This window comes from Nonomuraea helvata, assembly GCF_039535785.1.
Lineage (GTDB): Bacteria > Actinomycetota > Actinomycetes > Streptosporangiales > Streptosporangiaceae > Nonomuraea > Nonomuraea helvata.
On sequence record NZ_BAAAXV010000009.1, the window covers coordinates 2,227,023 to 2,252,639 of the forward strand.

A 25,617-nucleotide genomic window follows, 5' to 3' on the forward strand; every position below is an offset into this window, starting at 1 on the left:
GGGTCAAGGTCGCCGGTGACGGTGCCGTTCCACCCGCTCGGCCACCCGAGCGCAAGCATGATCGCCATGGCGGGCACCGGGTACGCGCACGCGGAAACGAGGCCCTTTGGCGCGCGCGGTGACGCGGCAAGCGCGGCGACGGCCGACAGGTGACCCGCGGGCCCATCGGAGCATGCGTCTCCGAATGATCCGGTCCGCCGATCCGGCCGGTCATTCCGATGGCCTGACCTGGATATCCCTATAAGAAGAGAATCACCGTACAAAGCGAGCGATTGGTAGTTCGGCGGGCGGGTGGAAGATCACACATCGGGCGCTCAGCCGGCAATGCCCGGCTTATGGATCACACCGAAACTCCGCCCCGAACGGAGCGAAATGGGGAACGTCCGAAGGCCTCATTGATGGCGGCTGGGAAGCCCGAAGAGATCACTCATCGGCTACCGGGAGTCCTAACATATCGCGAGTGCGTCATATATAACTGATCATGTCAATACTGCCCGTCAAGTGCGGCGATTGTCATGCTTGACGACCTTTCCGCGATGCGTTTACCGTCTGCGAGGAGCGGCTTTGGCCCATCTGTGAGGTCCAAGTTCTGCTGTTGGGGGGAGGGCTCCCGATGGATGTGCTCACTGAAGACGTTGAGCTGAGCCATGCTGATTTGGCGCTGCTGGCGGAGCTGGCCAAGGGAGTCACGGTCGATCGGGTTGGGCGACGTCTGGATATCAGCGGACGCACGGTACGCCGGAGATTACGGTGCATCTGCGACCGCATCGGCGTGGCCACGGCGATCGAGGCCGTGGCCTGGGCCGCGCGCCGCCAGCTGATCTAGCGTCGGGGGGTGGGGCTCAGTCGGCGATGCGCACCGCGCCGGCGAAGGGCCGCCTGGCGATCGACGCGATCCGTACGACATCACCCGTCTGCGGGGCGTGCACCATCATGCCGCCGCCGATGTAGATGCCCACGTGGTGCAGGTCGCCGTAGAAGAACACCAGGTCGCCCGGGCGTAGCTCCGAACGCGAGATGTGCTTGCCCGCGGTCCACTGGTCGCCCGTGTAGTGCGGCAGCGAGATGCCAACCCGCTGGTACGCCGCCATGACGAGCCCGGAGCAGTCGTACGAGCTCGGACCTTCGGCGCCCCAGACGTACGGCTTGAGCTGCTGCGTGAGCGCCCACCGTGCGGCCTCCGCCGCCTTGCCGGCGCCCGCGATGGGCAGGTTGACGCGCACGGCGCGCGTGCCGGGCTGCCCCGCCTCGCCGAGTGCCCGCTTGAACAGGCTGCTCTCGACCTTGGTCACCAGCTTGGTGATCTTGTCGCGCTTCGTGTCGAGGTCGTCGACGATCTTCTGGACCTCGGCGATGCGCTCCTTGGCGTCCGCCTGGGCGTGGGCGGCCGTCTCCATGGCCTTGGAGAGCTGGTTGATCTCCTCGCCCTGCTCCTGCTCCAGCGCGTACGAGGTCGCGGCGCGGTTGAGGAATTCCTCGGGATCCGTGGAGGTCGCGAACTGCAGGGTCTTGGTGAAGCCGCCCGTGATGTAGGCGTTCTGGGCGAGCAGGACGGCCTTCGCGCGCTTGGCGGCCAGGTCCGACTCGCTGGTCGTCAGCGTCTTCTGCGCGGTCTCGGAGACCTTCTTGGCCGTCTTGAGCTTCTCCCGCTGGCCGTTGTACTGCTCGGTCAGCGTCTCGATCTGGGTGTGCAGCTTCTCGGCCTGGGAGGCGAGCTCCTTCAGCGAGGGCTTGGGGTCCGCGGACGCCGAACCGACAGGGATGGCGAACAGCAGTGCGGCGACTGTGAGACTCACCACACCGACGTGGCGCGGCCGCCGTGGCCGTTCCGGAGGGCGGGCGTGCTTGCCCGCCGGCTTCCCCCCACCGTTGCGCGTGCGCTTCACCTACCAGCTCCTCTCATAGAGCGCCTACCGGGTTAGCTGACGGGTTCGGGCCGGAGCAGCCCTACCGAGAGACTCGGACTCACCCCTGTGATGGCGCCGCAGGTCGCCACCGGTGGATCCCCGGCTCCCCTTGCGGGAATTGAGCGTGTCTCCCGCACGACATACGGGGGACATTGTCGCTGGACATTAATGCACTCCGGGTTCCTGCTCAACCAGAACTGCCAAGTCTGTAGAGGTTTCACAACCGAAGGGTCACAAGGGGATCTCGTGATCACCTGGGCAGAAGAGACCTTATGCCCCCTATGTCCATGCTTCTGCACAAACCCTGAGCGGGCTCGGCTCCGTGCTCGTCCGGCCACGAGATGTAACAGGATGGGCCGAGACGTGGGAGTTAGGGCCGAGCCGTAATGAGATCTGTACTCTGGAGAACCATGGAGCAGGTGGCCGAGCTGACAGCGCCCGAGACCGCGGTGGTGGTCCGGCGCGCCCGCACGCCCGACGTGCGCACCGTCAGGCGTCTCGTGGACACCTACGCGGGCGCGGGGCCGCGGCTCCTGGAGAAGGCCACCGTGACGCTGTACGAGGACGTACAGGAGTTCTGGGTGGCCGAGCGGGGCGGGCAGGTCGTCGGCTGCGGCGCGCTCCACGTGCTCTGGGAGGACCTCGCAGAGGTCCGCACGGTGGCCGTGGATCCCGAGTGCCGGGGGATGGGCGTCGGCCACCGGATCGTCTCCGCATTGATCCAGCAGGCCAAAGATCTTGGTCTGCGACGTGTATTTTGTCTCACTTTTGAGGTCGACTTCTTCGCGAGGCTCGGATTCCGCCCGATCCAGGGCACACCGGTCTCACCCGAGGTCTACGCCGAACTGCTGGCCTCGTACGACGAGGGTGTGGCGGAGTTCCTCGACCTGGAACACGTCAAGCCCAACACCCTGGGCAACACCCGCATGCTGCTCCATCTGACATCGGGTGACGTTGATCTTGACCAGATGGAAAGGTGATTGTTGATACCTATGTCGATACGTTGGGCAGCACAGGCATGTGTCCTGACACGTGCCACATGCGCACTCGAAGCGAGGTGACACGGTGAGCACCGGACAGCCGCCGTATCCGCAGGACGAATCCGGCGACAACCCCGCCGGCAATCCCGAATACGGACAACAGAACGCGGGTCGCCGCCCAGGCGAGCCCGACCCCGACGTGACTGTGGTCGGCTACCGGGCGGACGATGCCTACGGTCAGCAGCCCCAGTACCCCCAGCAGGGCTACGGCCAGCAAGGCTATGGCCAGCAGCCCCAGTACGGTCAGCAGCAGTACGGGCAGCAGCCTCAGTACGGCCAGCAGCCCCAGTACGGTCAGCAACAGCAGTCGCAGCCCGGCTACGGCCAGCAGCCTCCCTCGGGCCAGCAGGGCTATGGCCAGCAGCCCCAGTCGGACTACGGGCAGCAGCAGTACGGCCAGCAACCCCAGTACGGGCAGCAGCCTCAGTCGGGCCAGCAGGGCTACGGCCAGCAGCCGCAGTACGGTCAGCAGCCGCAGTCCCAGCCCGGTTACGGCCAGCAGGGCTACGGCCAGCAGGCCCAGTCGCAGCCCGGCTACGGCCAGCAGCCTCCCTCGGGCCAGCAGGGCTACGGTCAGCAGCCCCAGTCGGACTACGGGCAGCAGCAGTACGGCCAGCAGCAGTACGGTCAGCAGCCGCAGTCCCAGCCGGACTACGGGCAGCAGCCTCAGTATGGCCAGCAGCCGCAGTCCCAGCCGGACTACGGGCAGCAGCCTCAGTACGGCCAGCAGCCGCAGTCCCAGCCGGACTACGGTCAGCAGCCTCAGTACGGCCAGCAGCCGCAGTCCCAGCCGGACTACGGTCAGCAGTACGGACAGCAGCAGCAATCCCAGCCGGACTACGGTCAGCAGGGCTACGGACAGCAGCAGCAGTCCCAGCCGGGCTACGGCCAGCAGGGCTACTCCCAGCCCGGATACGGCCAGCAGTACGGCGACCAGCAGTACGGGCAGCCCGGCTACGGGCAGCCGCAGCAGTACGGCCAGCCGGGCTACGGACAGGCCTACGGCCAGCCGGGGCCCGTGGGCGTGCAGCCGCCCGGTGCGCCGGCCCCGCTGGCGGAGTGGTGGCAGCGTCTGGTGGCGAGGATCATCGACTTCGTCATCCTCTTCATCGTGAACTTCGTCGTCGGCTTGATCCTGGTGGCGGCGTTGGCGGTCAGTTACTCCTCGCTCGACGGCTCCAGCAGCGGCTTCCTCTCGGGCCGTGCCGTGACCGCGATCACAGGGCTCGTCGTGACCGCGCTGTGGATCGCCTATGACTTCTTCCTGCTGAAGATGAACGGCCAGACCGTCGGCAAGATGGTCATGGGCATCAAGGTCGTCCCTGTCGGCCAGGGCATGCCCCCGAAGGGCCTGCCGACCGACGTCGCGCTCAAGCGTGCCGCGGTGACCTGGGGCGGCTGGGCGTTCAACATTATCCCGCTGGGCTTCATCAGCTCGTTGCTCGGCTACATCGCCGTGGGGCTCAACGGTGCCTCGCAGCTCTGGGACAAGCCGCTGCAGCAGTCGTTCGCCGACAAGGTGGCGAAGACCGTTGTGGTGAAGATCAAGTAGTTCACGCACCAGGTAAAAGCAGGGGCCGGCTTCGTGCCGGCCCCTGTTTTATGTGTGGAGGGCGTACCAAAATAGGAGCCTGGGCCGCTGATGACGCGAGGTGGGGGTTATGGCCGGGTCGCCGTCGTGGGCGGACGCGCTGCCCGCGGAATGGTGGGAACGGCTCGCCGCCCGAGCGATTGAAGCGCTCGTCTTCGGAGTGTTCTATTACATTCTGTTCATCGCGCTCTGGGGCATCTTCCGAACTGTCGGCATGCTGGAGGTGTTCGACGGCCGGCTGCCGGGTGTGTTCGCGTGGTTGGCCGCAGGACTGGGTTATGCGGGCTACGACTGGCAGGCCCATTCCAGGAGCGGCAGGACGTTCGGCAAGGCGATCATGAAGATTCGCCTGGCGCCGGACGACGTTCCGTCCGGGGCGCTGCTCAAACGGTCCCTGGTCTATCCGGGGCCTGTCATGCTGATGGGCATTCCCGTGGTCAATCTGCTCGCCGGAATGCTCCTGTTCTGCGTGGGCTTGCTGATCCTGATCGACAAGCCCCTGGAGCGGGGGCCGCACGACAGGCTGGCCGGAACGCGCGTCGTAAAAGATCTTCACTGAGCCATGGGCAACCAGGCAGGATGCCAATTCTGAAGATTTTCCCTTGATCCGGTAAGGACTCTGGAGAGACTGGCATTAGGCTATGGGACGTCCGGGTTGCCGGATGTCGGCGTCCCACGACCCGTAGGGCATCTCTGCGCCGCTATGGTCGTGTCTGGGTGGTAGTCACCTTGTGCGGCACGAGGAGCACCGTCGCTCCTCCTGGTCGCGCTCCCATCCGCATAATGCGCCCCCGAAACCCTGTCAGCCGTGGAGGCGAGGACGAATGGAAGCCCTTACAGACGTATTGTCAGCGCTCATCCCCCCGCTCGTGGTGGGCGGCGCCTTCATCTTTGGCGTAGTGAAGTTGGTCCGATCCGAGGCCCTCGGGGGCCGCCGAAACCGTGAGGATCAGGCCGAGGGGGCAGAACTGAGCGGCCAGTCAGCAGAATCCCCGCAGCGCTGAATTGTCTCCGCGCCTTTCCGGGTATATGTTTGGGCAGGCGAATGAAACAATGCTCCGCGAAAGGATTGCGTAGATGGCCAAGCAGATCCAGGAGATTCTCATCGATGACCTCGATGGGGGCGAGGCCAATGAGACGGTCAGCTTCGCTATTGACGGCTCGTCCTATGAGATTGACCTCAGCGACCTTAACGCGAAGAAGCTGAGGGACGCGCTCACGCCTTTCGTGCAGCACGCGCGCAGGGCAGGCGCCGTCTCCGCGCGTCGCCGCGGTCGCGGCGGCAGCAGGGCGATGAGCCGCGAGAAGAGCTCCGAGATCCGGCAGTGGGCCAAGGCTCACGGCCTGCCGGTCAGCGAGCGCGGCCGGATCGCCTCCACGGTCGTCGAGAAGTACGAGGCGGCTCACTGAGCGAGCCGACTATCGACCATGCGCTTATGCCGTTCGCCTAGGACCCCGGCGGCCGCCATAAGCGCATGATCGTATCTGGGGCCGGTTCTCGAATGCCGTGCGCCCAGATGGCGATCTTCCCCTTGCGCATATGCGGGCGTTTTGGTCGGGTGCTCCGGTCCATGTCCGGCACCGTTTCACCGGCCGGCGCCCGCATATGTGGTTACGCCCCGTGCTGCGCCCGGAAAGCCGGTGGGGCGGTCATACCCCATTCAACGTACGTTCGCGTCCGTACGTCACGAGTGAGCAGCACGCTCATGGAACGCGCCACCCCCGTAAATCACGGCCGCCTATAGCTGAAGGCGATCTCCGGCCCCCCGCCGCGCCTATAGTGATGATCTCCCCGAACGTAAACCCGGCGCCGCTACTGTAAGTAAACCCGCCGCCGGCCGGATGGACGCCGCCGGGCAATACCGGCGGCCCGCCGGCTCCGCGGTGCCGGGTTAAAAACCGCTAACCCGAGCAGGGCTCGCACAAAGCCCGTTCCCCGGCATGTTCGCACAATGCCCGGCCATCTCGCGTGCAGAGAAGTGCCGCGAATGCGGTGTCCCGGGGCAGGAGTGGTCTCATGATGCGAGATCAACCCGGTAACCGGCCTGACCAGATGGCACGATTCTCTTGGCGTTGCGGCCCGTGCCGCGTTGTGCTCACGGCGTAGCGCGACCGTTTGGACGGGGGCCCCTCCCGTACATAGGATGATTACGCAACGATACGGACGCGGCATCTGAGATGTGCGGGCGAAGGGGCGGTCCCCAACGCCTACTCCGCCCCGGCGCGTCCGATGGCCGATCCGTGTGGATCCGCATGCGTCGTGAGGGGCAATTTTCTGACGCTTCGGTGAAGCGTCTTAAACATCGTTCGCTTGCGGCGTATCGGGAACACGTCACCCCCGAACAGTAGTTGGATGGAGGGTGAACGCCCTGCTCTCGGGGAACGTCTCTGCTATAGAGCGTGTCAGTGGCAGTGGGCACGGTTCGCCGAGCCAGGGCTAGCATGCGGGATGACGGGACCGGATTTACCGGCCTGACTGACCGCTCTGTGAGGAGCGACGAGATGTTCGAGAGGTTCACCGACCGAGCGAGGCGTGTTGTCGTCTTGGCCCAAGAAGAGGCCAGGATGCTCAACCACAACTACATCGGCACTGAGCACATTCTTCTTGGCTTGATCCATGAAGGTGAGGGCGTGGCCGCCAAGGCTCTGGAGAGCCTCGGCATCAGCCTTGAGGGTGTGCGTCAGCAGGTCGAGGAGATCATCGGCCAGGGCCAGTCGGCTCCGTCGGGGCACATTCCGTTCACCCCGCGGGCCAAGAAGGTCCTCGAGCTGTCGCTCCGTGAGGCTTTGCAGCTGGGCCACAACTACATCGGCACCGAGCACATCCTGCTCGGGCTCATCCGTGAGGGTGAGGGTGTGGCCGCCCAGGTGCTGGTCAAGCTTGGAGCTGATCTCAACCGTGTCAGGCAGCAGGTCATCCAGTTGCTCCACGGTTACCAGGGCAAGGAGCCGGCCGCGGCGGGCGGTCCGCAGGAGTCGGCCCCCTCTACTTCCCTGGTGCTCGACCAGTTCGGCCGCAACCTGACCCAGGCGGCCCGCGAGGGCAAGCTGGACCCGGTCATCGGCCGCGAGAAGGAGATCGAGCGGGTCATGCAGGTCCTCTCCAGGAGGACCAAGAACAACCCGGTTCTGATCGGCGAGCCCGGCGTCGGCAAGACCGCCGTCGTCGAGGGCCTGTCGCAGAAGATCGTCAGGGGCGAGGTGCCCGAGACGCTGAAGGACAAGCAGCTCTACACGCTTGACCTCGGCGCCCTGGTCGCCGGCTCCCGCTACCGCGGCGACTTCGAAGAGCGCCTGAAGAAGGTGCTCAAGGAGATCCGCACGCGCGGTGACATCATCCTGTTCATCGACGAGCTGCACACGCTCGTGGGCGCGGGCGCCGCCGAGGGCGCGATCGACGCGGCCAGCATTCTCAAGCCGATGCTGGCGCGCGGCGAGCTGCAGACGATCGGTGCGACCACGCTCGACGAATACCGCAAGTACCTCGAGAAGGACGCCGCGCTGGAGCGCCGCTTCCAGCCGATCCAGGTGGCCGAGCCCTCGCTCAGCCACACGATCGAGATCCTCAAGGGTCTGCGCGACCGCTACGAGGCGCACCACCGCGTGTCCATCACCGACGACGCTCTGGTGGCCGCCGCGCAGCTGGCCGACCGCTACATCAGCGACCGCTACCTTCCCGACAAGGCGATCGACCTCATCGACGAGGCCGGCTCCCGGATGCGCATCCGCAGGATGACCGCTCCGCCGGACCTGCGCGAGTACGACGAGAAGATCGCCAACGTCCGTCGCGACAAGGAGTCCGCGATCGACGCGCAGGACTTCGAGAAGGCCGCTGCCCTCCGCGACCAGGAGAAGCAGCTCCAGCTCAAGCGCGAGCGGCGGGAGAAGGAGTGGAAGGCCGGCGACATGGACGTCGTGGCCGAGGTCACTCAGGAGCTCATCGCCGAGGTCCTGGCGACCGCCACCGGCATCCCGGTCTTCAAGCTGACCGAGGAGGAGTCGCAGCGCCTGCTCCGCATGGAGGACGAGCTCCACAAGCGGATCATCGGCCAGGACGACGCCATCAAGGGCCTGTCGCGCTCCATCCGGCGCACCCGCGCCGGCCTGAAGGACCCGCGCCGTCCCGGTGGCTCGTTCATCTTCGCGGGTCCCTCCGGTGTCGGTAAGACCGAGCTGTCCAAGGCTCTGGCGGAGTTCCTCTTCGGCGACGAAGACGCTCTGATCAGCCTGGACATGTCGGAGTTCATGGAGAAGCACACCGTCTCCAGGCTGTTCGGCTCGCCTCCCGGCTACGTCGGCTACGAGGAGGGCGGTCAGCTCACCGAGAAGGTGCGGCGCAAGCCGTTCTCCGTGGTCCTCTTCGACGAGATCGAGAAGGCCCACCCCGACATCTTCAACTCGCTGCTGCAGATCCTGGAGGACGGTCGTCTGACCGACGCCCAGGGCCGCGTGGTCGACTTCAAGAACACGGTCATCATCATGACCACCAACCTCGGCACCCGTGACATTTCCAAGGGCATCGGGGTCGGGTTCGCGAAGTCCAACGACACCGAGTCCAACTACGAGCGGATGAAGGGCAAGGTGCAGGAGGAGCTCAAGCAGCACTTCCGGCCCGAGTTCCTCAACCGTGTCGACGACATCGTGGTCTTCCACCAGCTCACGCCGGCCGAGATCATCAAGATCGTGGATCTGATGCTCGCCCAGGTGGACGCCAGGCTGAAGGACCGCGACATGGGGCTCGAGGTCTCGCCGGAGGCCAAGCAGCTGCTGGCCGACAGGGGCTACGACCCGGTCATGGGCGCCCGTCCGCTGCGCCGCACGATCCAGCGCGAGCTCGAGGACTCGCTGTCGGAGAAGATCCTGTACGGCGAGCTCCGGCCGGGCCAGGTCGTCAAGGTGACGATCGAGGGTGAGGGCGACAACGCCAAGTTCATCTTCAAGGGCGAGTCCGCCTCGCAGGTCCCGGACTCGGCCGCGGCCATCGCCGCACCGATCCAGCACTGACGGATCCCGCGAAACCCCCGTGTGAGATGCCTCACACGGGGGTTTTCGTATGCCCGCCAAGACGCCCAGGCCCTTTTGCCCCTACCGTGGGCGCGGCGGCCCTGCCCGGCGGCCTCCAGGAGTTCCGGTCTGCTCGGTGATGGGCGTTTGTCCAGGCGGGGTCTTCGGGAGAGCCGGCCTGGCCGGTGATATCCGTCCGCCGTAGTGGGCATGGCGACGTAACGGGGAGAGCCCGCTCAGGGCGGCGGCTCACGCACTCCGGCCGTTGCGTAATTGTTGGGGTACCGGATGTACCGCCACCACCACGAGTAGTACTACACTGCGTAGAGCTTCGCCAAGTCTCATCCAAGCGACTCACAAGAGCGTGTTCCTAGGCTGAGGCCTGCTCCCCGGGGAGTAGTGCGGAATCAACTCAGGGCGGACGCGCGACCCACCATCGAGCAGGCATGCTCGCAAGGGCCGGCACGTCCCGAGGGCGGACGACGGAACACCAAGAGCAAGCCGTGGAGGAAACCGATGCGCCTACGTCACGATGACGGAACGCTCGTTCACCTCGCCTACAACGCAGGCGTCCACCCCGCTGAGGACCTGGAGAACCTGATCGCCCACCTGACCCGTTACGCGGTCCCGGTGCGCAAGCGGCTGGGCGTGGAGCGAATGGGCATCGGGCTGTGGCTCTCGCCGACCGTCGCCGACCACCTGACGGCCGACCGCATCGAGCTCGTACGGCTGCGCCGCTCCCTGGAGGAGCGCGGCCTGGAGGTCGTGAGCCTCAACGGCACGGGAGGCCGCAACCAGGAGGTCCCCGGCCCCGACTGGGCCAAGCCCGAGCGCTACCGCTACACCATGGCCCTGGCCAAGATCCTGGCGTTCCTGCTGCCGGAGGATGTGCGGTTCGGGAGCATCTCGACGATCCCGATCGGGTGGCGCCGCGACTGGCCGGCCGACCTGCACACGATCGCGACCCGCCGCCTCGAGCGCCTGGCGCGCGAGCTGCGCGGCATCTACAGCGTGACCGGCAAGACGATCAGGGTCGGGTTCGAGCCGTGGCCCGGATGCGTGCTGGAGACCACCGAGCAGGCGCTCGAGCGCGTGTGCGGCATCGACTCCGAGCACCTGGGCGTCTGCCTGGACGCCTGTCACCTCGCCTGCGGCGCCGAGGAGTGCGGCACGGCGCTGAAGGGGCTGGCCGAGGCCGGCGCGCCGGTGGTGAAGCTGGGGCACGTGCACAACCACACGGGGGAGACGCCGAGCACGGGGGCCGTGCTCCACGACACGCTCACGGCGATGCTGTCGGGGGCGGTCAGCGGGAACGCGCACATCGAGGTCGAGACGCACAACCTGACCGTGCCCGGGCGCGCCAAGGGGCCGGGGGCGCTGGTGTCGCTGCTGGCCGACGAGCTGGACTGGGCCCGTACGAACCTCACCAGCCTGGGCCTCCAGCTGGCCGCCTGACCTCAGAGCGTCCCGAACCAGCCGGGGATGTCGAGGCGCCAGAGGTTGGCCGGCGTCATCCTGCGCAGATCGGACTCCAGGGCCTGCAGGCGCTCCTCTCCGAGCTCCTCGGCCCAGCGGGCGCGCAGGGTGTCGAAGATGCGGGCCGATCGGGTCAGGGCGTCCATCCCGTACGGGGTCAGCCGGACGATCTTGCGTCTGGTGTCGCGGGGATCGGTGGTTCTTTCCACGTAGCCCACGCGTTCCAGCGTCTCGATGGTCTTGCCGGCGGCCTGTTTGGAGACGCCGAGCATGCGCCCCAGCTCGACGGCCGTGTCGCCGCCCCGGATGATCGCCTGCATGACGAACCCGTACATGGGGCGTCCGTCCGGATGACCCTGCCGGGCGAGTTCGGCGTGGAGCTCGTCGATCATCATCCTGAACGCGAGCAGCAGACGGAGCGGTAGTTCGAAGCCTTCGCTTGACATGATGGACAACCTGATTAACTATATGGACAACGTAGTTGCCTATCTTAAGGGGTTCAGGCGTGACTGTCATACGTTCGGCGGAAGCGCGGCGATCGGAGACTCCTGCCGGGGTCATGACGACGTTCGCCTCGCCGACGCAGGGAGGGGCCTCGCGGTCGCTGTGGCGGGTCGACGCCCGGCCGGGCGCCGAGGGGCCGGTGCACGACTTCGACAGCGAGCAGGTGTGGAGCTGGGTGGCCGGGGCGGCGACCGTGGAGCTGGGCGGTGACACGTTCAGCGTGGCCGCGGGCGACACGGTCGTCATGCCCGCCCGTACGGTGCGGCGGGTCCTCGCCGACCCCGCCGCCGGTTACACCGCCATCGTCACGGCACCGGCCGGTGCACGGGCCATGACCGCCGACGGGGCCGACTACGGCGTCCCGCCGTGGATCGCGTGAAAGGAGATCCTGATGTCTGTTGTTCTGTCCGGTGATTCCCGCAAGACCGAGACGCCCAACGGTGTGATGACCACACTCGCCTCCCCGACTCAGGGCGGGGCGGGACAGGCGATGTGGCGGGTGGACGCCAGGCCCGGCATGGTGGGGCCGGTGCACGCGGTCGACGCCGAGCTGGTGTGGACCTGGCTCGACGGGAGCGCCGTCGTCGAGCTGGGCGGCGAGCGGGTCGAGGTGGGCGCGGGTGACACCATGGTGCTGCCCGCGAACGTGAGCAGGCAGATGTTCGCCGATCCGGTGCGCGGCTTCGTGTCGATCGTGGTCGCGCCTCCCGGGATCGAGGTCTACAACCCGGACGGGGTCTCCGATCCGGACGCGTGCGACCTCGCACCCAAGGGCACGGAGCGCACCGTGCCCCCGTGGGTCAGGTAGCCGGCAGACGGTACGTGCCGTCGTCCAGGTGCTCGGCCAGGCCGTCGGAGATGAGGCCGTCCAGGGCGCGCTCGCGTTGCACCGCGTCGTCCCACACCACATCGAGGGCTGCCTTGGGCACCGGGCCGTGGGCCGACCGCAGCACCTCGAGGAGGCGGCCGCGGCACTGGCGGTCGGTGCCCGCGTACGTCTGGCCCTTGCGCGCGGGCCCGGCGTGCGGCGGCTTGCCCGCTAGCCGCCAGGCGCACAGGTGGGTGATCGGGCAGTCGGCGCAGCGCGGGGCGCGGGCCGTGCAGACGAGCGCTCCCAGCTCCATCACGGCCACGCCCCAGCGGGCGGCGCCCAACTCGGGCAGGAGGGCCTCGGCGAGCCGCCGCTCGGCCGCTGAGGTGGCCGTGGGCGGGTACTCCTCGGCGCGTACGGCCCTGGCGAAGACCCGCCGGACGTTGGTGTCGAGGATGGCGTGGCGGCCGCCGTACGCGAAGCTGGCGACCGCGGCGGCGGTGTACTCGCCGATGCCCGGCAGTGCCAGCAGGGTCGCGTGGTCGGAGGGCACCTCGCCGCCGTGCTCCTCGGTGATGGCCCGCGCGCAGGCGTGCAGCCGGAGCGCCCGGCGCGGGTAGCCGAGCCGGCCCCAGTGGCGTACGGCCTCGCCCGGCTGCTCGGCGGCCAGCGCCTTGGGGGTGGGCCAGCGGGCCATCCACTCGTGCCAGACGGGCAGGACGCGTACGACCGGGGTCTGCTGGAGCATGATCTCGCTCACCAGCACGCCCCACGGGGTCGCGTCGGCGGCACGCCACGGGAGTTCTCGGGCGTTGTCCTCGTACCAGTCCAGAACGGGGGCGTGTAGGAGGTTCGGCTCAACCACGCGGTCAAGCGTATTCGTAGAAGGCCGCCTTCGGCGTGTCGTCACTCTTGGTAGCAGCCGTGGGAACCATCCTGTGCGTATGGATCCGGATACTATGCGTGGCGACGGCGGTGACGTTTACTGGCGGCGCCGGATGAGCGTCCTGGTGGCGGTCCTCGTCGTGGTGGCCGTCGTGGCATGGGCGTGCTCCAGTGGGGGCAGCGGGCCGGAACGCGCGTCCAGCGCGCAGACATCACCGAGCGCTACCCCCGTCGTCGATCCGCTGCTGGCGGGGCTCCGTACGCTCGCCATGGGCACGGCCAGCCCGTCGCCGACCCCCACCCCCACCCCCACGGCCACCTCGGCGGCGCTCCCCAGGCACCCCGGCGAGCCCTGCGCCACAGGGGACCTGGTGCTCAGCCTCCAAGGGGGCAAGGAGGAGATCTACTCGGCCGGCGCCCGCCCCACGTTCATGGTGACGCTGGTGAACACCGGCCCCGTGATGTGCACGACCGACGTCGGGCCGCGCGCCATGGAGGTCCGCATCACCTCGGGGGAGGACCGCATCTGGTCCACCGCCGACTGCGTCAGCGGGGTGGGCTCGGAGATCAAGAAACTGCAGCGCGGGGTGCCGTACGTCCGGGCCCTGGAATGGGACCGGCACCGCTCCAGCACCGACTGCCGGGCCACCCCGGCCACCGCGCTGCCGGGGACGTACGTGGCCACGGTGCACATGGGCGACCTCCGCAGCCCCAAGGGCGTCTTCCACCTCCGCTGAGCGCTTCCTAGGCGCGGTCGTAGCGCATGACCACGACGTTCGAGTCGCAGGTGCGTGACTCGGCGAGCCGCAGGTTGAGCCGGTCCTCCCGAGGCAGGAACAGCGGCCTGCCGCCGCCCAGCACGACCGGGTGCACGGCGACGTGGTACTCGTCGATCGGGCCGTGGTCGGTGAACGTGGCGGCCAGCCGGGAGCCTCCGGTCAGCAGCAGGTCCTTGCCCGGCTTCCGCTTGAGCTCGGCGACCTCCTCGGCGACGTTCGTCCTGATGACGGCGGCGGTCCACTCGCTCTCGGCCAGGGTGGTGGAGAAGACGATCTTCGGGGTGCTCCGCCAGATCGGCGCGTAGCTCAGGACGTGCGGGTGGTCCGACATCGACTCGGCGGTCGGCCAGAAGCTCACCATGCCCTCCCACACGCCGCGCCCGTACAGCAGGGTGTCGACCCGCTCGGTGAGCGCGTCCGAGTACGCCGAGAGCTCCTCGCCCATCACCGGCCAGTCGAACTCGCCCTTGGGCCCGTCGATGTGCCCGTCGATCGACGTGTGCACCCAGTAGATGACCTTGCGCATGTCCTGCTCCCTCATGTCAGCTCTTTCGCTTTCATGGAGGGGTCGGAGCCGCCCACGGGTTCTTGACATCCCCGCCGCGGATTTTTTTCCGGCTCAGACGTAGCGCTCGAGGATGGACGATTCGGCCAGGCGGGACAGGCCCTCGCGGACGCTGCGGGCGCGCGACTCCCCGACCCCGCCCACCGCCTGCAGGTCGTCGATGCTCGCCGCCAGCAGCTTCTGCAGCCCGCCGAAGTGGTTGACCAGGCGATCGACCACCGTGGCCGGCAGGCGGGGGACCTTGGCCAGGAGACGGAAGCCTCGGGGGCTGACCGGGCTGTCCAGATTGTCGGTGCCGTTGTGGCCCAGGACGTGGGCGACGGTCGAAAGGTCGAGCAACTCGCTGCCCGACAGCTTGTCCAGGTCGTGCATCGCGTCGACCAGCCGCCTCTGGCGGCGGCCGGAGGGGGCCGGGAGGTAGTCGCGGACGACCAGCTCGCGCTCCGAGTCGACGCCGGCCACCAGCTCGTCCAGCTGCAAGGAGAGCAGGCGGCCGTCGGTGCCGAGCTCGACCACGTAGCCCTTGATCTCGTCGGCGATCCTGCGGACCATCTCGAGGCGCTGGGCGACCGCGGACACGTCTCTGACCGTGACCAGGTCCTCGATCTCCAGGGCCGACAGGGTGCCGGAGACCTCGTCCAGGCGGTGTTTGTAGCGCTCGAGGGTGGCCAGGGCCTGGTTGGCCTTGGAGAGGATGACCGCCGACTCCTCCAGGACGTAGCGGATGCCGTCGAGGTAGAGGGCGATGATGCGCATCGACTTGCTGATGGCGATGATCGGCAGGCCCGTCTGCCTGGCCACGCGCTGGGCGGTGCGGTGGCGGGTGCCGGACTCGTCGGTGGGGATGGCCGGGTCGGGCACGAGGTGCACGGCGGCGCGCACGATCTTGTCGTCGTCGCTCAGCACGATGGCGCCGTCCATCTTGGCCAGCTCGCGCAGCCGGGTGGCCGAGAAGTCGACGTCCAGCTCGAAACCGCCGCTGCAGACCTCTTCGACGACCTTGTTGTAGCCGAGCACGATCAACCCGCCGGTCTGCCCGCGCAGGATCCGTTCCAGGCCGTCGCGCAGAGGTGTGCCCGGGGCCACCGCGGCCAGGGCTTCGCGACGGCGGTCGTCCAGGCTCCTATCCACATGACCCCCGTGTCGATCGGTCACGCCCAGCTTAGCCGCGCTATGTCACGTGTGTGAGGGCGTCCCAGACGTTCTCTGCCTGCACCACCTCGAACCCGGGTGCGAACGCCACCCGCCCCACCGGCACCAATGCCCGCTGCCCGGTGCGCCTGCGGCCGCCTTCTTCGAGGGATCCGGCCGGTACGAGTGCCCGCTTGAAACCCAGTCTGGCCGCCTCGGTCAGCCTCCTGCGTACGTCCTTGACCGGCCGCAACTCGCCCGCCAGGCCCACCTCGCCGAGCGCCACGAGCCCGGGCGGCAGCGGTTTGTCGCCGGCGGCGCTGGCCACGGCCAGCATGACCGACAGGTCCACGGCGGGGTCGGCCAGCTTGATGCCGCCCACGGTGGCGGTGAACACGTCGCAGCCGCCCAGCCGGGCGTTGAGCCGGCGCTCCAGGACGGCGAGGATCATCTGCACGCGGTAGGTGTCGAGGCCCGACGACGTGCGCCTGGGCTGCTGTGCCTCCGTGCGGGCCACCAGGGCCTGGACCTCGGCGGGGAGCGGGCGCGTGCCCTCGACGGTGACGGTGACGCAGGTGCCGGGCACCGGCTCGCTGCGCCGGGAGACGAACAGGCCGCTCGGGTCGGTGATGCCCTCGATGCCCCGCTCGTGCAGGTCGAAGCAGCCGACCTCGTCGGTGGGCCCGAACCGGTTTTTGATCGCACGCACCATGCGCAGCCTGGAGTGGCGGTCGCCCTCGAAGTTGAGCACGACGTCGACCAGATGCTCCAGTGTGCGCGGGCCCGCGATCGAGCCCTCCTTGGTGACGTGACCGACGAGCACGGTGGCCATGTTGCGCTCCTTGGCCAGGCGGACCAGGTTGGCCGCGACCTCGCGGACCTGCGTCACCCCGCCTGGCACGCCGGTGGCCTGCGCGGAGCCGACCGTCTGCACCGAGTCCACCACCAGCATGCTGGGCTGGACCTTCTCCACATGGGCGACCAGGGCCGACAGCTCGGTCTCCGCGGCGAGGTAGAGATGGTCGCGGATCGCGTCGATGCGGTCGGCGCGCAGCCGCACCTGGGCCGCCGACTCCTCGCCTGTCACGTAGAGGACCGTCTCGCGCTCGGCCATGCGGGCCGCGGCCTCCAGCAGGAGCGTGGACTTGCCGATGCCGGGCTCGCCGGCCAGCAGCACGACCGCACCAGGCACCAGGCCGCCGCCGAGCACCCGGTCGAGCTCGCCGACACCGGTCGTGCGCGCGGCCGCCACCTCGGCCTTGACCTGCCCGATCGGCACGGCAGGCGCGGTGGTGGCGCCCGCCTGGACGACGTTGACGCCGGCGCGCGCCCCCTCCTCGTCGACCGTGCCCCACGCCTGGCACTCGCCGCACCTGCCCACCCATTTCGTGGTGCGCCACCCGCACTCGGCACAGCGGTATCCGGGCTTCTGGGCTGTCTTGGCCATGTCGAGCAGGCTAGCGGTCCGCACCGACAATCCTCGACAGCCGCGAGGGGTTACTCCAGGCCAAGCTCCGCGACGAGCATGCGCTTGGGCTTGGCGCCGACGACCTGCTTGACCGGCTCGCCGTTCTCGAACAGCAGCAGCGTCGGAATGCCCATCACCCCGTAGCGGGCCATGATCTCCGGGTTCTCGTCGGTGTTGAGCTTGCCGATGGTCAGGCCGTGCTCCGTCTCGATCTGGTCCAGCACCGGAGCCACCATGCGGCACGGCCCGCACCACTCGGCCCAGAAGTCGACCAGCACCGGCTTGTCGCTCTTGAGCACCTGCTCCTCGAAGTTCTCCGTGGTCAGCGTGATCATGTCTATCCCCTTACGAAGCAACCTGGGCATGACTGCGCGAGCTGGGCGGCCACCTCGGCGCGGCGGGCGAGCAGGACGCGGATCTCCTCGTCGATCTCGCTGAGCTTGCGCTCGTAGACCTCGACCGACTCCGCGCATGAACCGCCCGTGCTGTGCCCACGGCGCAGGCAGTCGACGAACGGCCGCGTGTCCTCCAGCGTGAACCCCACCTTGATCAGCGCGCGGATCTCGGACACCAGCTTGACGTCGTCCTCGCTGTAGTCGCGGTAGCCGTTGGCCGCGCGGCGGGCTCTGAGCAGCCCGTGCTGCTCGTAGTAGCGGAGCGAGCGGGTGCTCACTCCGGTGCGTTCCGCCAGCTCTCCGATGCGCATGCCTCCACGGTAAACGTTGACACCGACGTCAATGTCAAGGCCGCCGACCGGAACCTCAGTAGTGGCGCCAGCGCAGGACGTTCGGATAGGCGAGCTCAAGGCCCGGCGTCTCGGCGATGGCCTGCTCGGCCACCTCGGGCGCGAACTCGATGCGCAGCACCGCCTCCAGGTCCGCCCGCCGCTCGAAGGCCATCCTGAGGTCGAGCGGCCGCCGCTGCCACCCCTGGCGGACCCAGAACGACTCGACCTCCTGGGCCGAGTACGTCGGCACTGTACGCGAGAACCAGCGGCCGAACGACCCGCGCGTGGCGTCGAGGTCCAGCACGAAGGCGGCGCCGCCGCGGCGTACCACGCGGGACAGCTCGCGCAGGCCCGGCTCGCAGCCGGGACCGAAGAAGTACGCCCACCGCGCGATGGCCACGTCCACGCTCGCGTCGGGGAGCGGCAGATCCTGGGCCGCGGCGGCGTGCACGGTCACGTTGGCCAGCGCGGCGCAGCGGCGGCGGGCGAGCAGCGCGAGATCCCCGTGCGGCTCCACCCCGATCACCGTCCCCGCCGTGGCGGACAGCACGGGCAGGTGGTAGCCGGTGCCGCAGCCGATGTCGAGCACCGTGCCGCCGTCCCAGGGGCGCAGCGCGCGCATCTCCGCGTCGGCCGCGCCTTCGGGATCGACGGCGCGGTTCTCCAGCTCGTAGATCTGGGGCGTGTTCCAGATGTTCGGACTGGGGATGGCACCTTTCGCTATCCGTGGCATGCCCCAAAGTTAAGACACCCCCGGACGCGGCTCACCAAGCGGCTCACCAAAGGGGCTTTCGCGCCAGATCCGCTTCACCGGCTTAGGCTGGCAGCGTGGCTGATGTCATCCGCGTGCCCAATGCGAAGATCGCATTGTCCACCGCCTCGGTATATCCGGAACGCACTCCTGACGCGTTCGAGCTGGCCGCGCGCCTCGGCTACGACGGCGTGGAGATCATGGTGGGCGCCGATCCGGTGAGCCAGGACATCGACGTGATCGAGCGGCTCTCCGAGCATTATCACGTCCCCGTCCTGGCGATTCACGCTCCCTGCCTGCTGGTCACCCAGCGGGTCTGGGGCCGTGACCCCTGGGCCAAGCTGGTCAAGGCGCGCAAGGCGGCCGAACGCCTGGGCGCCGCGACGGTCGTGGTCCATCCGCCCTTCCGCTGGCAGCGTGAGTACGCCAGGGACTTCGAGGCCGGGCTGGCCAGGATGCGTGACGAGACGGATGTCACGTTCGCGGTCGAGAACATGTTCCCGCTCAAGGCCAGGGGCAACGACGTGGTGCCCTATTCGCCCGACTGGAACCCGATCGACTACGACTTCCCCCAGGTCACGCTCGACCTGTCGCACACGGCGGTGTCGGGCTCCGACGCCATGGAGATGGCGACCAAGCTCGGCGACAGGCTGGCGCATGTGCACCTGGCCGACGGCGTCGGCGTGACGAACAAGGACGAGCACCTCGTGCCCGGCAGGGGCAACCAGCCGTGCGCCCCGCTGCTGGAGCGACTGGCCAACACCGGCTATTCGGGACTGGTGGTGCTGGAGGTCAACACGCGCAAGGCGGCCAGCCGCACCGAGCGGATCGACGATCTGGCGGAGGGGCTCGCGTTCGCGCGGCTGCACATGGCGGCCACCTCATGAACATGGGGCCGATCAAGGACCTGGGCAGGGTGTTCGACCGGGTGGCCGACGCGTACGACGCGGGCCGGCCCTGCTATCCCGACGAGACGTACCGCGCGCTCGGCGAGCTGTCCGGCGTCGAGCTCGACGGCGCCCTCACGGTGGACGTCGGCGCGGGCACCGGCATCATGACGCGCGCTCTCAGGGCGCGCGGCTCCCGCGTCATCGCGGTCGACCCGGGCGCGGAGATGCTCGCCCGCCTGGTCTCACGCTCGGACAGCGGCCCGCCCGCCGTCGCGGCCGTGCTGGCGGACGGCAACGCGCTCCCGCTGGCCGACGGCGTGGCCGACCTGGTGACGTACGCGCAGTCGTGGCACTGGCTCGACCCGGTGGCGTCGATCGCCGAGGCCAGGCGGGTGCTGCGGCCCGAGGGGGCCATCGCGGGCTGCTGGAACTTCAACCACGCGGCCCAGGCCGAATGGCTGGCCGCCTACGAGGCCCGCCTGGCGGAGGCCGTGCCCGCCTACTACGGTCCCGCGGTCGAGCAGTGGTCGGCGCCGCCCATCGCCTCGGCCTTCGAGGTGATCGAAGAGCGCTGGATCCCCTGGACCAGGCTGGTGGGCATCGAGGACTTCCTGCTCGACCTGCGCTCACACTCCTATATGGCGGCGCTCCCGCCGGAGTACGCGGACGAGCTGGTCGAGCGGCAGCGCGTGGAGCTGCGCCGGGAGTTCCCCGAGGGCATGCTGCCCGTGCCGATGCGGGTCTACCTGGCGGTGGGCCGGTGACGCGAGGGAGCGCCGTCGCCTGGACTGAGGAGCGGCGGGAGCGTAGCGACCAGAGCGACGAGGGAAGGCGGCGGCTCGGAGCGACCGAGCCGCCTCACGGAGTGAGGCCATGAGCAGCGCCAAGAGGGGGCCCGGGCGCAGGCCGGGGTCGGCCGACACACGGGGAGAGATCCTCGCGGCGGCCAGGAAGGTGTTCGCGGAGAAGGGGTTCGACAAGGCCACCGTGCGTGCCATCGCCCGTGAGGCCGAGGTCGATCCCGCCCTCGTGCACCACTACTTCGACACCAAGGAGGGCATGTTCGCGGCGGCCATGCAGCTGCCGATCACTCCCGACCAGATCATCCCGACGCTGCTCGAAGGCCCGCGCGAGGAGATCGGCGCGCGGCTGGTACGGATGATCCTCCAGGTCACCGCCGCGCCGGAGACGCGCGAGCCGATGGTGGCCCTGATCCGCTCGGCCATGACCAACGAGCAGGCGGCCACGATGTTCCGCGAGTTCATCTCCAACGCGCTGCTCTTCCAGGTGGCCGACCGCCTGGACGTGCCGCACCTGCGGATCGAGGCGGCGTTCGCGCAGATGTACGGCGTGATCATGGGCCGCTACGTGATCAAGCTGGAGCCGCTGGCGAGCGCAGGTCACGACGAGCTCGTGGAACTGCTCGCGCCTACCGTCCAGAGGTACTTGACTGGCTAGAGCATTGTTCTGCATACACCGATGACCTTAGGGTATGTCCCGCATGCAGAGAATATTACTCGCGGGTAGGATTTCCGGGAGATGCCGGCGAAGCGGGTGACCGTACGCTGACAGCCAACGTCGTCTGTGGGAGGACCCGTGCTCTGGGTAGCCATCATCGGACTAGTGATGACCGTCCTGGCGGTGGCCGTCGCCGGCCGCAGGGTGCTGTTCCTGTTCAAGCTCGCGACGGTGGGCCCGCCCGCCCCCGAGCGGATCGAGTACGCCAGGACCCATGCGGGGGACGAGCTCAAGGCGCAGCTCGTCGAGGTGTTCGGCCAGAAGAAGCTGCTGAAGTGGACACCGTCGGGCACCGCGCACTTCTTCGTCATGTGGGCGTTCTTCATCCTGCTGACCGTCTACATCGAGGCGTACGGCGCGATCATCCAGGGCGCGATCACCGGCAGGCCCGACTTCCACATCCCGCTGATCGGCACCTGGGGCGTCCTCGGCTTCCTGCAGGACTTCATCGCGGTCGCGTGCGTGCTCGGCCTGGTCGCGTTCGCCGCGATCCGGATCAAGAACTCTCCCAAGACGCTCGGCCGTACCTCCCGCTTCTCCGGCTCGCACCTCGGCGGCGCGTGGCTCGTCCTGTTCATGATCTTCAACATCATCTGGACGCTGTTCCTCGCCCGCGGCGCCTCGGCCGCCAACGGCAACTTCCCCTACTCCTCCGGGGCGTTCGTCTCGCTGGCGATCGGTGACGTGCTGCCGCACAGCGCGCTGCTGGAGGAGATCGCGCTGCTGCTGCACATCGGCTTCATGCTGGTGTTCCTGGTCATCGTGGTGAACTCCAAGCACCTGCACATCTTCACCGCGCCGCTCAACGTGCTGTTCTCGCGCCGCCCCGACGGCCTGGGCGGCGCGCCCGAGATGCGCGTGGCCGGCAAGCCGGTCGACTTCGAGGACGAGGAGCTCGACCCGGAGAAGCTCGGGCGCGGCAAGATCGCCGACACGACGTGGAAGGGCTTCCTGGACTTCTACTCCTGTACGGAGTGCGGCCGCTGCCAGTCGCAGTGCCCGGCGTGGAACACCGACAAGCCGCTCTCGCCGAAGATGCTCATCCTCGACCAGCGCGACCACGCCTTCCAGGTGGCCCCGTACCTGCTGGCGGCCCAGCAGGGCGTCGAGCACAAGGACACCGACGTGCTGGCGCTGCTGGACAAGCCGCTGGTCGGCGAGGACGGCGTGATCCACCCGGACGTGCTCTGGTCGTGCACCAACTGCGGCGCCTGCGTCGAGCAGTGCCCGGTGGACATCGAGCACATCGACCACATCCTCGACATGCGCCGCTACCAGGTGATGGTGGAGTCGTCGTTCCCGTCCGAGGCGGGCGTGATGGTGAAGAACCTGGAGAACAAGGGCAACCCCTGGGGCATGTCCGAGATGAAGCGCGCCGACTGGATCGGCGAGCTGGACTTCGAGGTCGAGGTCGTCGACGAGAAGATGCCCGAGGACGCCGAGTACCTGTTCTGGGTGGGCTGCGCGGGCGCGCTCGAGGACCGGGCCAAGAAGACCACCAAGGCCGTGGCGGAGCTGCTGCACATCGCGGGCGTGAAGTTCGCGGTGCTCGGCCCGATGGAGGCGTGCACCGGCGACCCGGCCCGCCGCCTGGGCATGGAGTACCTGTTCAACATGCTGGCCCAGCAGAACATCGAGACGCTCAACGAGGCCGGCGTCAAGAAGATCGTCGCCACCTGCCCGCACTGCTTCAACACCCTGGCCAACGAGTATCCGCAGCTGGGCGGCACGTACGAGGTCGTGCACCACACGCAGCTGCTGTCGAAGCTGGTGGACGAGGGGCTGCTCACCCCGATCACGCCGATCGAGGAGAAGATCACCTACCACGACCCGTGCTTCCTCGGCCGCCACAACAAGGTTTACTCCCAGCCCCGCGACATCATGTCCAAGGTGCCGGGTGTGCGGACCCAGGAGATGCACCGCCACAAGGACCGCGGCTTCTGCTGTGGCGCCGGCGGCGCGCGCATGTGGATGGAGGAGCGCATCGGCAAGCGCATCAACACCGAGCGCGTGGACGAGGCGCTGACCACCGACCCCGACACCGTCTCCACCGCCTGCCCGTTCTGCATGGTGATGCTCGGCGACGCCATCAACGAGAAGAAGAACAACGGCGAGGCCAAGGAGTCGCTCGAAGTCGTGGACGTGGCACAGCTCTTGATCAAGTCGGTCAAGGGAGCTTCCTGACCCCCGGCTGTCGGACTCCCTCACCGTCGCTGTAGGGCAGCATCGCATGTCAGCGACCCAAGTGTCCGAAATCCGGCATCCACATAACGGGAAAATCACGGTAACCTCAACGTCGCATGGCTCTATTCGACGGGGAGGGGGCTCGTGATGGGCGTCGTCGTCACGGACGCCGAAGTCACCTTGGCCGACGTCCTCGCCCTCCGGCTCGCCATCGACGCACCACTGGAAGACGGCACCGAGCTCGTGCTCAGGCATCGCACCACGGGGGTCGAACGCGACGTGCGGCTCGGCACGCCGGGCGCGCGGGCCCGCGAGGCCACGCTCGCGGTCTCGCTCGCGCCGCTGGAGCTCACCGCCGGGCGATGGGACACCTACCTGCGGCGCGACGGCAAACGCAGCAGGCTGCGCAGCGTCGATCCCGGCTTCTCGCTCGACCACCTCGACGCGTACGCCCTGTGCAGGCGGACCCTCGCCTACCGCTCGTACCGCACGCGCAACGGCTACCTGGCGCTGAAGATCTCCGACGCCGAGCCGGTCGCCGAGGTGCGCGCGATCTGGTTCAGGGAGGGGCGGTTCGAGGTGACGGGCCTGCTGGCGTACACGGGGCTCGAGGACGACGACTCCCGCCACGAGGCCAGGCTGACCCTGGATCGCAGGCAGACGAACACGCGCCTCCGCGCCACGGCCACCGTGCAGGGGGTGCGCTTCCACGCCGCGGTGTCGCTGGTGGACGTGGTCGCGGCCGACCCCGACACCGGGGCGGACTCGGGGACCTGGGAGCCCGCGCTGGAGGTCGACGGCGTGCCCACGCCGCTCAGGCTGGGATCGCGGCTCGACGACGTCGACGGCAAGAGACGCCGGCTGCACTATCCCTCGGCCACCGTGGACGGCGTGCCCATAAGACCCTGCTACACCGCCGACGACGAGCTGCGAATCGAGGTGGGCGGATGAAGGTCAGCCTGCTCCTCACCTCGGCGTACGCCATGCGCGGCGACGTGCGCGCCGCGCTCAACCTGGCCGGCGCCCTGTCCGAGCGGCACGACGTCGAGGTGATCAGCGTACGGCGGCAGAAGGAGAAGCCGTTCTTCCCCGTCGCGCCCAGGGTGGCCATGCGCAGCGTGATCGACGTCAGGCCGGGCGTCAGGCACCTGCTCCCACGCGGACAGGTACGCACGGAGGTGGCGCTGTGGCGGCTGCTGCGCAACCTCAAGTCCGACGTGCTGATCACCACCAGGCCGGGGCTCGGTGTCCAGGCCGCCAGGCACGCCCCGCGCGAGACCCTGAAGATCGCCAGGGAGTGGGGCAGGCCCGTCGTGCCAGGGCCGGTGAAACGCCTCTATCCGCGCCTGGACGCCGTCGTGACGGCCACCGAGTCGGCCGGTGAGGAGTGGAGCAAGCTGCTCACCGACGGGCCCGCCGTGCACTCCGTGCTGGACGCGCTGCCCGACGGCCCGTGGCCCCGCTCGCGCATGGACAACAGGATCGTGGCGGCCGGCGGGCGGTGGGTGCCGGTCAAGGCGTACGACCGGCTGATCAGGGCGTTCGCGATCGTGGCGGACAAGCGGCCCGACTGGCGGCTGCGGCTGTACGGCGGCGGCCCGGAGGAGCGGCGGCTGCGCACGCTGGTCCGCGACCTCGACCTGCACAACCACGTCTACTTCATGGGCATGACGCCCGACCTGGCGGGCGAGTTCGCCAAGGCGTCGATCGTGGCCACCACCTCGCGCACCGAGGACCTGGGCATGGCCGTGCTCGAGGCCATGGGCTGCGGGGTGCCCGTGGTGGCCTTCGAAGGGGCCAGGGGGCCGGAGGAGTTCGTGGCGACGGGCTACAACGGCGTGCTGGTGCCCGAGACCCAGGACGAGCTGGAGCTGTTCGCGGCGGCTCTGCTGGCGCTGATCGACGATGAGCGCAGGCGGCGCTCCCTCGCGGCGGGCGCACTTGACACCGCGGTGCGCCACGCGGCCGGCGAGGTGGCCGAGCAGTGGGAGAAACTGATCACAGACCTCCGCTGATAGGCGCACACATCGCTGCCTGTGGCTGGTCGCTGGACGCGCCCAGCCATATCTGTTCCGGGTACCGTAGAACCATGCATGGGTACAGCGGGGACAAGCAGGCATATCTGACGCGTCTCAGGCGGATCGAGGGTCAGATCAGGGGCCTGCAGCGCATGGTCGATGACGACGCTTACTGCATCGACGTGCTCACCCAGGTCTCCGCGGCCACGCGGGCGCTCCAGGCGGTGGCGCTGGGGCTGCTGGAGGAGCACATCTCCCACTGCGTCGCGGATGCGATCAGCAGTGGCGGGCCGGAGGCCGACGCGAAGGTCAAGGAGGCTTCGGCGGCCATCGCGCGCCTCGTCCGCTCTTAGTCCTCCTGGAGAACG

At 68.4% G+C, this 25,617-nt stretch carries 26 protein-coding genes and 1 riboswitch; of the genes, 17 read left to right on the forward strand and 9 right to left on the reverse strand.

What is annotated here, in order from left to right:
* Positions 1-613 precede the first annotated feature (613 nt).
* The gene (locus tag ABD830_RS43760; protein WP_345000625.1) at positions 614-826 is read left to right on the forward strand and encodes a LuxR C-terminal-related transcriptional regulator; all 213 of its coding nucleotides are present in this window, start codon (positions 614-616) and stop codon (positions 824-826) included.
* A 16-nt stretch (positions 827-842) separates the two neighbouring features.
* Here ABD830_RS43760 and ABD830_RS43765 read toward each other — a convergent pair whose 3' ends face one another.
* On the reverse strand, positions 843-1,796 hold the full coding sequence (locus tag ABD830_RS43765) for a C40 family peptidase (protein WP_345000627.1): 954 nt from the start codon (positions 1,794-1,796) through the stop codon (positions 843-845).
* Between the two features lie 95 nt (positions 1,797-1,891).
* Positions 1,892-2,042: riboswitch (cyclic di-AMP (ydaO/yuaA leader) on the reverse strand.
* 275 nt (positions 2,043-2,317) lie between these two features.
* Between ABD830_RS43765 and ABD830_RS43770 the strand changes: the two genes are divergently transcribed.
* The 6 genes from ABD830_RS43770 (at position 2,318) to ABD830_RS43795 (ending at position 10,997) form a co-directional block, all read left to right on the forward strand.
* Positions 2,318-2,887, forward strand: a complete 570-nt coding sequence (locus tag ABD830_RS43770; RefSeq protein WP_185069324.1) for an amino-acid N-acetyltransferase — start codon at positions 2,318-2,320, stop codon at positions 2,885-2,887.
* An 85-nt stretch (positions 2,888-2,972) separates the two neighbouring features.
* On the forward strand, positions 2,973-4,499 hold the full coding sequence (locus tag ABD830_RS43775; protein WP_345000631.1) for an RDD family protein: 1,527 nt from the start codon (positions 2,973-2,975) through the stop codon (positions 4,497-4,499).
* 109 nt (positions 4,500-4,608) lie between these two features.
* A complete protein-coding gene (locus tag ABD830_RS43780; protein ID WP_345000633.1) occupies positions 4,609-5,097 on the forward strand; it encodes an RDD family protein in 489 nt (162 codons plus the stop codon).
* A gap of 518 nt (positions 5,098-5,615) precedes the next feature.
* The gene (locus ABD830_RS43785; RefSeq protein ID WP_345000635.1) at positions 5,616-5,948 is read left to right on the forward strand and encodes a histone-like nucleoid-structuring protein Lsr2; all 333 of its coding nucleotides are present in this window, start codon (positions 5,616-5,618) and stop codon (positions 5,946-5,948) included.
* Positions 5,949-7,040: 1,092 nt separating this feature from the next.
* Positions 7,041-9,542, forward strand: coding sequence for an ATP-dependent Clp protease ATP-binding subunit (locus ABD830_RS43790; RefSeq protein ID WP_345000637.1), 2,502 nt, complete (start codon positions 7,041-7,043; stop codon positions 9,540-9,542).
* Positions 9,543-10,058: 516 nt separating this feature from the next.
* Positions 10,059-10,997: a sugar phosphate isomerase/epimerase family protein gene (locus ABD830_RS43795; protein WP_345000639.1), complete on the forward strand. Its 939-nt coding sequence runs from the start codon at positions 10,059-10,061 to the stop codon at positions 10,995-10,997.
* Between the two features lie 2 nt (positions 10,998-10,999).
* On the opposite strand, the gene ABD830_RS43800 is transcribed toward ABD830_RS43795, so the two are convergent.
* Positions 11,000-11,464, reverse strand: coding sequence for a MarR family winged helix-turn-helix transcriptional regulator (locus ABD830_RS43800; RefSeq protein WP_345000641.1), 465 nt, complete (start codon positions 11,462-11,464; stop codon positions 11,000-11,002).
* A 59-nt stretch (positions 11,465-11,523) separates the two neighbouring features.
* Here ABD830_RS43800 and ABD830_RS43805 point away from each other — a divergent pair, with 59 nt between their 5' ends.
* Together ABD830_RS43805 and ABD830_RS43810 are read left to right on the forward strand one after the other, a co-directional pair.
* Positions 11,524-11,901, forward strand: coding sequence for a cupin domain-containing protein (locus tag ABD830_RS43805; RefSeq protein WP_345000643.1), 378 nt, complete (start codon positions 11,524-11,526; stop codon positions 11,899-11,901).
* A 12-nt stretch (positions 11,902-11,913) separates the two neighbouring features.
* Positions 11,914-12,330, forward strand: a complete 417-nt coding sequence (locus tag ABD830_RS43810; RefSeq protein ID WP_345000645.1) for a cupin domain-containing protein — start codon at positions 11,914-11,916, stop codon at positions 12,328-12,330.
* On the opposite strand, the gene ABD830_RS43815 is transcribed toward ABD830_RS43810, so the two are convergent.
* Complete coding sequence (locus ABD830_RS43815; protein ID WP_345000647.1) at positions 12,323-13,198, reverse strand: HhH-GPD family protein; 876 nt, start codon at positions 13,196-13,198, stop codon at positions 12,323-12,325. The two genes, ABD830_RS43810 and ABD830_RS43815, sit on opposite strands and share 8 nt — an antisense overlap.
* 79 nt (positions 13,199-13,277) lie before the next feature.
* On the opposite strand from ABD830_RS43815, the gene ABD830_RS43820 reads away from it, so the two are divergent.
* Positions 13,278-13,955: a hypothetical protein gene (locus ABD830_RS43820; protein ID WP_345000649.1), complete on the forward strand. Its 678-nt coding sequence runs from the start codon at positions 13,278-13,280 to the stop codon at positions 13,953-13,955.
* Positions 13,956-13,962: 7 nt separating this feature from the next.
* Here the strand turns inward: ABD830_RS43820 and ABD830_RS43825 are convergent, their stop codons facing one another.
* The 6 genes from ABD830_RS43825 to ABD830_RS43850 all read right to left on the reverse strand — a co-directional run bounded on the left by ABD830_RS43825 (position 13,963) and on the right by ABD830_RS43850 (position 18,621).
* On the reverse strand, positions 13,963-14,538 hold the full coding sequence (locus ABD830_RS43825) for a dihydrofolate reductase family protein (RefSeq protein ID WP_345000651.1): 576 nt from the start codon (positions 14,536-14,538) through the stop codon (positions 13,963-13,965).
* 78 nt (positions 14,539-14,616) lie between these two features.
* Entirely contained in the window at positions 14,617-15,693 is a 1,077-nt protein-coding gene (disA, locus tag ABD830_RS43830) for a DNA integrity scanning diadenylate cyclase DisA (protein ID WP_345000653.1), read from the reverse strand.
* A gap of 40 nt (positions 15,694-15,733) precedes the next feature.
* Positions 15,734-17,140: a DNA repair protein RadA gene (gene radA, locus ABD830_RS43835; protein WP_345000655.1), complete on the reverse strand. Its 1,407-nt coding sequence runs from the start codon at positions 17,138-17,140 to the stop codon at positions 15,734-15,736.
* 50 nt (positions 17,141-17,190) lie between these two features.
* A complete protein-coding gene (gene trxA, locus ABD830_RS43840; RefSeq protein WP_345000657.1) occupies positions 17,191-17,496 on the reverse strand; it encodes a thioredoxin in 306 nt (101 codons plus the stop codon).
* 2 nt (positions 17,497-17,498) lie between these two features.
* The gene (locus ABD830_RS43845; protein ID WP_345000659.1) at positions 17,499-17,867 is read right to left on the reverse strand and encodes a MerR family transcriptional regulator; all 369 of its coding nucleotides are present in this window, start codon (positions 17,865-17,867) and stop codon (positions 17,499-17,501) included.
* 55 nt (positions 17,868-17,922) lie between these two features.
* Complete coding sequence (locus ABD830_RS43850; protein ID WP_345000661.1) at positions 17,923-18,621, reverse strand: class I SAM-dependent methyltransferase; 699 nt, start codon at positions 18,619-18,621, stop codon at positions 17,923-17,925.
* Between the two features lie 95 nt (positions 18,622-18,716).
* On the opposite strand from ABD830_RS43850, the gene ABD830_RS43855 reads away from it, so the two are divergent.
* The 7 genes from ABD830_RS43855 (at position 18,717) to ABD830_RS43885 (ending at position 25,602) form a co-directional block, all read left to right on the forward strand.
* The gene (locus ABD830_RS43855; protein ID WP_345000663.1) at positions 18,717-19,526 is read left to right on the forward strand and encodes a sugar phosphate isomerase/epimerase family protein; all 810 of its coding nucleotides are present in this window, start codon (positions 18,717-18,719) and stop codon (positions 19,524-19,526) included.
* Positions 19,523-20,293 (forward strand): class I SAM-dependent methyltransferase, encoded by a 771-nt coding sequence (locus ABD830_RS43860; protein ID WP_345000665.1) that lies wholly within the window; start codon positions 19,523-19,525, stop codon positions 20,291-20,293. Before ABD830_RS43855 ends, ABD830_RS43860 begins: the two co-directional genes overlap by 4 nt.
* A gap of 109 nt (positions 20,294-20,402) precedes the next feature.
* The gene (locus ABD830_RS43865) at positions 20,403-20,987 is read left to right on the forward strand and encodes a TetR/AcrR family transcriptional regulator (RefSeq protein WP_345000667.1); all 585 of its coding nucleotides are present in this window, start codon (positions 20,403-20,405) and stop codon (positions 20,985-20,987) included.
* A gap of 138 nt (positions 20,988-21,125) precedes the next feature.
* Positions 21,126-23,231, forward strand: coding sequence for a (Fe-S)-binding protein (locus ABD830_RS43870; RefSeq protein WP_345000669.1), 2,106 nt, complete (start codon positions 21,126-21,128; stop codon positions 23,229-23,231).
* Positions 23,232-23,378: 147 nt separating this feature from the next.
* On the forward strand, positions 23,379-24,182 hold the full coding sequence (locus tag ABD830_RS43875; RefSeq protein ID WP_345002248.1) for a hypothetical protein: 804 nt from the start codon (positions 23,379-23,381) through the stop codon (positions 24,180-24,182).
* Complete coding sequence (locus ABD830_RS43880) at positions 24,179-25,246, forward strand: glycosyltransferase (protein ID WP_345000671.1); 1,068 nt, start codon at positions 24,179-24,181, stop codon at positions 25,244-25,246. The genes ABD830_RS43875 and ABD830_RS43880 overlap by 4 nt, the downstream gene beginning before the upstream one ends.
* A 74-nt stretch (positions 25,247-25,320) precedes the next feature.
* Complete coding sequence (locus ABD830_RS43885; RefSeq protein WP_345000673.1) at positions 25,321-25,602, forward strand: metal-sensitive transcriptional regulator; 282 nt, start codon at positions 25,321-25,323, stop codon at positions 25,600-25,602.
* Positions 25,603-25,617: the final 15 nt, after the last annotated feature.

Coding starts and splice junctions, on each gene's coding strand:
- ABD830_RS43770 (WP_185069324.1), top strand. CDS start 2,318: ATGGAGCAGGTGGCCGAGCTGACAGCGCCCGAGACCGCGGTGGTGGTC.
- ABD830_RS43875 (WP_345002248.1), top strand. CDS start 23,379: ATGGGCGTCGTCGTCACGGACGCCGAAGTCACCTTGGCCGACGTCCTC.
- ABD830_RS43795 (WP_345000639.1), top strand. CDS start 10,059: ATGCGCCTACGTCACGATGACGGAACGCTCGTTCACCTCGCCTACAAC.
- ABD830_RS43780 (WP_345000633.1), top strand. CDS start 4,609: ATGGCCGGGTCGCCGTCGTGGGCGGACGCGCTGCCCGCGGAATGGTGG.
- ABD830_RS43800 (WP_345000641.1), bottom strand. CDS start 11,464: ATGTCAAGCGAAGGCTTCGAACTACCGCTCCGTCTGCTGCTCGCGTTC.
- ABD830_RS43785 (WP_345000635.1), top strand. CDS start 5,616: ATGGCCAAGCAGATCCAGGAGATTCTCATCGATGACCTCGATGGGGGC.
- ABD830_RS43880 (WP_345000671.1), top strand. CDS start 24,179: ATGAAGGTCAGCCTGCTCCTCACCTCGGCGTACGCCATGCGCGGCGAC.
- ABD830_RS43860 (WP_345000665.1), top strand. CDS start 19,523: ATGAACATGGGGCCGATCAAGGACCTGGGCAGGGTGTTCGACCGGGTG.
- ABD830_RS43820 (WP_345000649.1), top strand. CDS start 13,278: ATGGATCCGGATACTATGCGTGGCGACGGCGGTGACGTTTACTGGCGG.
- ABD830_RS43850 (WP_345000661.1), bottom strand. CDS start 18,621: ATGCCACGGATAGCGAAAGGTGCCATCCCCAGTCCGAACATCTGGAAC.
- ABD830_RS43825 (WP_345000651.1), bottom strand. CDS start 14,538: ATGAGGGAGCAGGACATGCGCAAGGTCATCTACTGGGTGCACACGTCG.
- ABD830_RS43845 (WP_345000659.1), bottom strand. CDS start 17,867: ATGCGCATCGGAGAGCTGGCGGAACGCACCGGAGTGAGCACCCGCTCG.
- ABD830_RS43810 (WP_345000645.1), top strand. CDS start 11,914: ATGTCTGTTGTTCTGTCCGGTGATTCCCGCAAGACCGAGACGCCCAAC.
- ABD830_RS43790 (WP_345000637.1), top strand. CDS start 7,041: ATGTTCGAGAGGTTCACCGACCGAGCGAGGCGTGTTGTCGTCTTGGCC.
- ABD830_RS43885 (WP_345000673.1), top strand. CDS start 25,321: ATGCATGGGTACAGCGGGGACAAGCAGGCATATCTGACGCGTCTCAGG.
- ABD830_RS43760 (WP_345000625.1), top strand. CDS start 614: ATGGATGTGCTCACTGAAGACGTTGAGCTGAGCCATGCTGATTTGGCG.
- radA (WP_345000655.1), bottom strand. CDS start 17,140: ATGGCCAAGACAGCCCAGAAGCCCGGATACCGCTGTGCCGAGTGCGGG.
- trxA (WP_345000657.1), bottom strand. CDS start 17,496: ATGATCACGCTGACCACGGAGAACTTCGAGGAGCAGGTGCTCAAGAGC.
- ABD830_RS43865 (WP_345000667.1), top strand. CDS start 20,403: ATGAGCAGCGCCAAGAGGGGGCCCGGGCGCAGGCCGGGGTCGGCCGAC.